This is a genomic window from Limimaricola cinnabarinus LL-001 (assembly GCF_000466965.1).
Lineage (GTDB): Bacteria > Pseudomonadota > Alphaproteobacteria > Rhodobacterales > Rhodobacteraceae > Limimaricola > Limimaricola cinnabarinus.
Map to the genome: position 1 here is coordinate 1 of NZ_BATB01000106.1, position 6,957 is coordinate 6,957.

Below are 6,957 nucleotides of genomic sequence, written 5' to 3' on the forward strand. Positions count from 1 at the left end.
CCTCGCCTCGCCCTTGGCGCGGACCTGTCCGGCCATCTGGATCGCGCCCCCGAACAGCAGGAACTTTCTCGGTCAGCGTCGTCTTGCCGGCGTCGGGATGCGAGATGATCGCAAAGGTCCGGCGGCGGGCGATTTCGGGCGGGAGGGCGGGGCGGTTGTTCATGCCCGCGCTATAAAGGCTGCGCGCGCAAGGAGCAATCGCCCCGACGGCACTGTAGGCGGCGTTCAAATCCCCGAGGCGCGGCGCAGCAGGGCGGCCGCATCGGACCCAGAAAGCAGGCTTTCGGAGACCTCGTAGGACAGGTGCTGCGGTGTCGCATGGGTCGAGATGCTGCCGGGCAGCGCGCCCTTGGTGCGGTGATCGACCAGAAGCGATTCCGCGGCGATGCCCTCGGCATAGACGATCTGATGCGCGTCGAAGACAAGCTGGAAATACTGGGCGAAGCCGCCTTCGCTCTGCACCACGGTGTCGCCGTTGATCAGGTGGCGCACCCGGACCATCAGCTCGGCCCGGCCCGCGCCGATGCGGTCCTCGCGCTGCCACACGAAGATGCGGTGATCGGGGCTGAGCCAAAGATCGCGCGCGTTGTGCAGCGCGCCTTCACGGATCAGCACGGGCGCGAAGCGCCCGGTCGCGCGCAGCGTGGTCTGGCCCACCCAGCGCAGCGGCTGCGGCCCCCCGTCGCGCGTCAGGATCCTGTCGCCGGGGCGCAGATTCTCCACCGGCACCTGCGCGCCGCTGGCCAGCGCGATATGCGTGCCGCGGGTGAAGGACACGCAGGCCAGCTGGGCCAGCCGCGCGGTCCCGGCGTGACGGTCGATCCCCACGAGGCGGTAATCCTCACCCTGCACGAGCCGGCCCAGAGGCAACAGGTAGATGGCCAGCGCCGCATCCGCCTCGACCTCGACCAGCACGATCGCCTCGCTCGCCGTCCCATCGCGCGCCATCAGCGTCAGACAGCTGTCGATGTGCAGCGTCCGGCCGCCCCGGCCGTCCGCCGCGCCATCGACCACCCGAAAGCTGGCATCCGCCCTAGCGCGTAGCGTCAGCCGGCGTGCCGGGGCCTCGCGCCCAACGCGGTAGATGTCGTCCGGCACCAACTCGTCGGCAAAGCTCATCGGATCGCCTCGCGCCACGCCGTGCGACACGCGCAGATCCGCCGCATCGAAGACCATGAGGTGCTGCAGCTCGGTCTCGTCGGTCATCTGTTCTCCTGACGGGTGCCGCATGACGGGCGATCATTGCCCGACGCGCGACCCGATGCTAGGCCATGTGCGTAAACAGGGAGGTATCTGATGGATCTGGGCATCAGGGGCAAACGGGCGCTGATCTGCGCTTCGTCCAAGGGCTTGGGGCGTGGCTGCGCCGAAGCGCTGGCCGAGGCGGGCGTCGATCTGGTGATGAACGCGCGCGGCGCCGAGGCGCTGGAGCAAGCGGCGCAGGAGATCCGCGACCGGTTCGGGGTCGAGGTCGTCACCGTCGCCTGCGACGTGACCACGCCCGATGGGCAGGCGCAGCTGATCGACGCGGCGCAGGGTGTCGACATCCTCGTCACCAATGCGGGCGGCCCGCCGCCGGGCCTGTGGACCGACTGGGACCGCGAGGATTTCATCCGTGCGCTCGATGCCAACATGCTGACGCCGATCGCGCTGATGAAGGCGCTGGTGCCGGGCATGATGGAGCGCGGCTGGGGCCGGGTGGTCAACATCACCTCGCAATCGGTGAAGTCGCCGATCCCGGCGCTCGGCCTGTCGAACTCGGCGCGCGCGGGTCTCACCGGCTATGTCGCGGGCACCTCGCGGCAGGTCGCCCCTTCGGGCGTGACCATCAACAACCTGCTGCCGGGCATCCATGACACCGACCGCGCCGCGTCGCTCGATGGCGGAGTGTCCAAGAAGGAAGGCATCAGCGTCGAAGAAGCCCGCAAAAAGCGCGAAGCTGGCATCCCGACCCGGCGCTACGGCACGGCGGCCGAGTTCGGCGCAACCTGCGCCTTCATGTGCTCGCATCATGCGGGGTTCATGGTCGGTCAGAACGTGCTGCTCGATGGCGGGGTCGGCAATCAGACCATGTAAGCTTGCGGGCGCGGGGCGGTGTTGCTAGGGCAATCCGACGCATTTGATCGGATTTTGCCGTGTTCGAACAACCCGCCTCCGCCCGGGCCGCGCCCACCGGGACCGCCCCCATCCAGACCGCGCCCGCCGCACGGCTCGAGATCCGCGATCTCAGCCGGGTCTTCGCCGGGCGCGAGGTCGTGTCGGGCGTGTCGCTCAAGGTGATGCCGGGGCAGGTGACCTGCCTGCTCGGCCCCTCGGGCTGCGGCAAGTCCACGACACTTCGGATCATCGCGGGCGTCGATCGGCAGGATGCGGGCGGTGTCTATGTCGATGGCGTGGCGATTTCCGAGCGCACGTTGCACATGCCTCCAGAGGCGCGCGGCATCGGCCTGATGTTTCAGGACTTCGCCTTGTTCCCGCATCTCGACGTGGCGCGCAACGTAGGCTTCGGCCTCAAGGGGCCGAAGGCCGAGATCCGCGCCCGGGTCGAGACGCTGCTCGACAAGGTCGGCATGCGCCGCCACATCGACCGGTTCCCGCACGAGCTGTCGGGGGGCGAACAGCAGCGGGTGGCGCTGGCGCGTGCGCTGGCGCCTTCCCCTCGTATCCTCTTGATGGACGAGCCGTTCTCGGGGCTCGACGATCGGCTGCGCGACGACATCCGCGACGAGACGCTCGCCGTTCTCAAGGCCGAGGGCACCGCGGTGCTGCTCGTTACCCATGAGCCCGCCGAGGCGATGCGCATGGCCGACGAGATCGCGCTGATGCGTGACGGCCACGTGGTGCAGTACGGCGCGCCCTACAACATCTACAACGCGCCGAAGGACCGCGAGGCAGCAGCCTTCTTCTCGGATATCAACGTGATCGAGGGCACCGTTCAGGGCGCGCTGTGCGACACGCCCTTCGGAGATTTCCTGACGCCGGGCCTGCCGGACGGCACCGAGGTCGAGATCGTGATCCGGCCACAGCATTTGCGCATCGACTTCGACCGGCAGGGGCGCGGACCCAACCCCACCACGCGCGAAGGGACGCCAGCGGCGGGCACGGTGGAGCGGGCGCGGTTCTTGGGTGCGTCGAGCCTTGTGGAATTCCGCATGGACCACGACGGTGAGATCCTGCGAGCCTCGGTGCCGTCTGTGTTCCTGCCCAAACCCGGCACGCGGCTGTGGTTGATGATGCGGCGCGACCGGTGTTTCGTGTTTCCCAAGAGGCGCGCGGGCTGAGACGGCGCGGGGGCGGACCAGCCTGATTAGCCGCGCGACGCTTCCAGATCCGCGAGGGTCCGGCCAGCCTCGTCCACGAAAAGCTGCGGCAGGACCCGCAGGGCGGTGATCCGGTCCACCCGTAGCTCGGCAAAGCCCTTGGCCGTTTCGCTCCACCCCGCAAGGTCCAGACCCGACCCCAGTAGTCGAGACGCAGCGGGCGCAAGACCTGCGCGCTCTCTGGGCCACGCAGGGTCACCTGAAGCTTCTGGCGCGCGCGGATCGCGGCGCGCAGCGAAGCCATGTGCCGAAACCCCGCCACCGCGTCGCCAAGCGGCGGCGTGGCAAAGCTCCACCCCCCGGCCTGCCCGCGATCTTCGGGCAGCACCGCGTCGATCCGCCCCGACAGCAGGCGCGCCGCCTCGCGCAGTTCCGCATCCTCGGACTGCGCCACCACCGCTGCGAGGCCGAGATGCAGCGCTTCGAGTTCGGTCATAGTGAGGTTCAAGGGCGGCAGCGTCACCGCCGCCGTGGCGCGGTAGCCCAGACCCCGCCGCCCCTCGATCGGGACGCCGGAGGCGATGAGCCGGTCCATGTCGCGGTAGATCGTGCGCAGAGAGGTGCCCAGACGGGACGCGAGATCCTCGGCGCGGTGCAGCCGTCCGTCGCGCAGGATCCGGATCATTTCGACAAGCCGGTCGGCTCGGGGCATGGGAGGTCCTTTTAACTGACACAAAAGTGACAACTGACAGCTTAGTGTCAAGAAAAGCGGATTGTAGCCCCACGAAAAAGGTTTCCGGCCTTTTACCCGGACGGTGGGGCGCGTATCTGGGGGCTGCGAGACAATGCGCGGCCTTGTCGGGCCGCCGGGATGGGAGACACGCCATGCTCAACAATATCGGCCTTCCGGGCCTCCTTCTGATCGCCGTCGTGGTGCTGGTGCTGTTTGGCCGGGGCAAGATTTCCTCGCTGATGGGCGAAGTCGGCAAGGGCATCACCGCCTTCAAGCGCGGCGTCGACGACGGCAAGCGCGAGATCGACGATCAGTCCAATACCGTGAACGAGGCGGGCACCGTGCACGAGCCGGGCACCCTGCACGACGCGGGCACCGTGAAGGACAAGGACCGGGTGTAACCCGAGACAGGATGGACAGACATGTTCGATCTGGGCTGGAGCGAGCTTCTGCTGATCGGGGTCGTGGCGCTGATCGTGGTCGGCCCCAAGGATTTGCCGGGGATGTTCCGTGAAATCGGACGCTTCACTGGCAAGGCCAAGGCGATGGCGCGGGAGTTCTCGCGGGCCATGGAAGATGCCGCGGACGAGAGCGGCATGCGCGATATCCAGAAGACCATCAAGGCCGCCGCCGACCCGAAGGGGTTCGGCACCGACGCGCTGAAGAAGAACTTCAAGCCGGGCGGGACCGGGACGCTTTCGGAGGACCGCGCCGAGGCCCGCCGCAAGGTCGAGGAGGCCACCGCCAAGGCCGCGACCGACCGGCAGGCCCGCGAGGCGATGGCCCCAACCGAGGAGGAGCTGGCCGATCTCGAGCCCTCCATCGTGCCGGACCGCGAAACAGGGCCGATCAGCGCACCCGCCGAGCCGCTGGAGCCCGCCGAGTCGACGCCCGCGCGAAAGGATGACACGACATCATGAGCCCCGTTGACGAGATCGAGGACAGCTCGGCGCCGCTGATCGAGCACCTCGCCGAGTTGCGCACCCGCCTGATCCGCTCGGTACTTGCCTTCGTGGCGGGCATGATCGTGTGTTTCACGGTCTGGAACCCGATCTTCGACTTTCTGACCCGACCCTTGTGCACCGCCATGGCGGCGCGGGGGCAGGAGGATTGCGGCTTGATCCTGATCGCGCTTCAGGAAGGCTTCTTCGTGGCGGTGTCGATCTCGATGCTGGGCGGGCTGGCACTGTCCTTCCCGGTGATCTCCTACCAGATGTGGCGTTTCGTGGCGCCGGGCCTCTACAAGTCCGAAAAGGGGGCGTTCCTGCCGTTCATGCTGGCGTCGCCCTTCATGTTCTTTCTGGGCGCTTCCTTCGCCTATTACATCGTCACGCCGCTGGCCTTCGATTTCTTCCTCGGCTTCCAGCAACCGGGCAGCTTGGCCAACGGTGTCGAGAACGACACGGCGGTGGCTGGCATCGCGTTCCAAGGCTCCGCACAGGCCTATCTCACGCTGACCATCAAGTTCATCGTGGCCTTCGGCCTGTGCTTCCAGTTGCCGGTGTTGCTGACGCTGATGGGCAAGGCGGGGCTGGTCTCGGCCAAGGGGCTGGGCGCGGTGCGCAAATACGCGGTTGTTGCGATCCTGCTGCTCGCCGCCGTCGCGACACCGCCCGATGTCGTGAGCCAGGTGATCCTGTTCACCGTGGTCTACGGGCTTTACGAAATTTCGATCCTTCTCGTGGCGCGCGTCGAGCGCAAGCGCGAGGCGCATCTTCGGGCCGAGGGGCTCTGGATCGAGGACGAGGATGAGCCGGAGGAGCCGAAATGAGCCAGGACGCGCTCGACCGTATCGCCTTGGCGCTGGAGCGGATGAGCCCGCCGCCCCAGCCCGCGCCCTCGCTGCGCGGAGCGCCCGCCTATATGTGGCAGCCTGATCCCGACCGGATGGTCGCGGTACCGCGCGTGAGCCGCGTCGATCTTTCGCTGCTCGTGGGCATCGACCGCGCGCGGGACACGCTGCTTGCCAACACCCGCCGCTTTGCCCAGGGCCTGCCCGCGAACAATGCGCTGTTATGGGGCGCGCGGGGAATGGGAAAGTCGAGCCTTGTCAAGGCGGTGCACGGTGCTCTTCAGGGCGAGTTTCCGCAGCTCAAGATCGTCGAGGTGCAGCGTGAGGATCTTCAGAGCATCGACCGCTGCCTCGCGATCCTGCGCGCCGCGCCGCAGCGTTTCGTGTTGTTCTGCGATGACCTGTCGTTCAGCCATGACGATGCGCATTACAAGTCGCTGAAGGCGGTGCTCGACGGCGGCATCGAAGGGCGGCCCGAGAACGTCGTGCTCTATGCCACCTCGAACCGGCGTCACCTGATGCCGCGCGACATGATCGAGAACGAGCGCTCCACCGCGATCAGCCCGTCGGAGGCGGTCGAGGAAAAGGTCTCGCTTTCGGACCGCTTCGGTCTCTGGCTGGGCTTTCACCCCTGTGATCAGGATCAATTCCTGTCCATGGTCCAAGGCTATTGCGATGCCTTCGGCCTGACCGTCGATGCGGCACGGCTACGTGCCGAAGCGATCGAGTGGCAGGCGACGCGGGGCGGCCGGTCGGGCCGCGTGGCGTGGCAGTTCTTTACCGATCTGGCAGGCCGCGAGGGCGTGAAGATCGGCTAAGACAGCTCTGGCCGGAAACGAAAAAAGGGCCGCCCCTCGGGGCGGCCCTTTCGCATGCCCCCCGGTCAGGGCAGGTAGTTGGTCGGGTCTTGGCTTTCCATGCCTTTGCGTACTTCGAAGTGCAGCAGGCTCGGGCTTCCGGCCTTCACCTTGCCGATGGTCTGGCCCTTGGACACGCTGGCGCCGCGCTCGACCGCGAGATCGACCACATGGGTATAGACCGTCAGAAGCTCGTCGGGATGGCGGATCACGACGATCTGGATGCCTTCGGTGTTGGTGGTGATCGCGGCGACCGTGCCCGCAGCTGCGGCCTTCACGGCGCTCCCGGCGGGCGCGCCGATGTCGATGCCGTCG

At 67.5% G+C, this 6,957-nt stretch carries 8 protein-coding genes and 2 pseudogenes; 6 read left to right on the plus strand and 4 right to left on the minus strand.

The annotated features are described in order from the left end of the window. Positions 1-163, minus strand: a pseudogene (locus tag MBELCI_RS20575) (GTP-binding protein); the annotation flags it as partial. Between the two features lie 62 nt (positions 164-225). Continuing rightward, the gene (locus MBELCI_RS17915; RefSeq protein WP_045320475.1) at positions 226-1,206 is read right to left on the minus strand and encodes a Hint domain-containing protein; all 981 of its coding nucleotides are present in this window, start codon (positions 1,204-1,206) and stop codon (positions 226-228) included. Positions 1,207-1,296: 90 nt separating this feature from the next. Between MBELCI_RS17915 and MBELCI_RS17920 the strand changes: the two genes are divergently transcribed. After that, on the plus strand, positions 1,297-2,076 hold the full coding sequence (locus MBELCI_RS17920) for an SDR family oxidoreductase (protein ID WP_021695666.1): 780 nt from the start codon (positions 1,297-1,299) through the stop codon (positions 2,074-2,076). 110 nt (positions 2,077-2,186) lie between these two features. Beyond that, positions 2,187-3,281 carry an ABC transporter ATP-binding protein gene (locus tag MBELCI_RS17925; RefSeq protein WP_045320479.1) on the plus strand — a complete coding sequence of 365 codons (1,095 nt, stop codon included), beginning with the start codon at positions 2,187-2,189 and terminating at the stop codon, positions 3,279-3,281. A 26-nt stretch (positions 3,282-3,307) separates the two neighbouring features. Here the strand turns inward: MBELCI_RS17925 and MBELCI_RS20205 are convergent. Further along, a pseudogene (locus tag MBELCI_RS20205) lies at positions 3,308-3,972 on the minus strand (helix-turn-helix transcriptional regulator). Between the two features lie 173 nt (positions 3,973-4,145). On the opposite strand from MBELCI_RS20205, the gene MBELCI_RS17935 reads away from it, so the two are divergent. From MBELCI_RS17935 to MBELCI_RS17950, 4 genes are read left to right on the plus strand one after another with little or no spacing between them, the layout of a single operon-like run. Beyond that, positions 4,146-4,394: a twin-arginine translocase TatA/TatE family subunit gene (locus MBELCI_RS17935; RefSeq protein WP_021695669.1), complete on the plus strand. Its 249-nt coding sequence runs from the start codon at positions 4,146-4,148 to the stop codon at positions 4,392-4,394. 21 nt (positions 4,395-4,415) lie between these two features. Then, the gene (gene tatB, locus MBELCI_RS17940; protein ID WP_045320477.1) at positions 4,416-4,913 is read left to right on the plus strand and encodes a Sec-independent protein translocase protein TatB; all 498 of its coding nucleotides are present in this window, start codon (positions 4,416-4,418) and stop codon (positions 4,911-4,913) included. Then, positions 4,910-5,764 carry a twin-arginine translocase subunit TatC gene (gene tatC / locus MBELCI_RS17945; protein ID WP_021695671.1) on the plus strand — a complete coding sequence of 285 codons (855 nt, stop codon included), beginning with the start codon at positions 4,910-4,912 and terminating at the stop codon, positions 5,762-5,764. Before tatB ends, tatC begins: the two co-directional genes overlap by 4 nt. Beyond that, positions 5,761-6,603: an ATP-binding protein gene (locus MBELCI_RS17950; RefSeq protein ID WP_021695672.1), complete on the plus strand. Its 843-nt coding sequence runs from the start codon at positions 5,761-5,763 to the stop codon at positions 6,601-6,603. Before tatC ends, MBELCI_RS17950 begins: the two co-directional genes overlap by 4 nt. A gap of 65 nt (positions 6,604-6,668) precedes the next feature. Here MBELCI_RS17950 and MBELCI_RS17955 read toward each other — a convergent pair. Continuing rightward, positions 6,669-6,957 (minus strand): peptidoglycan DD-metalloendopeptidase family protein (locus MBELCI_RS17955; RefSeq protein WP_045320478.1); only part of this gene is annotated, 289 nt, incomplete at its 5' end.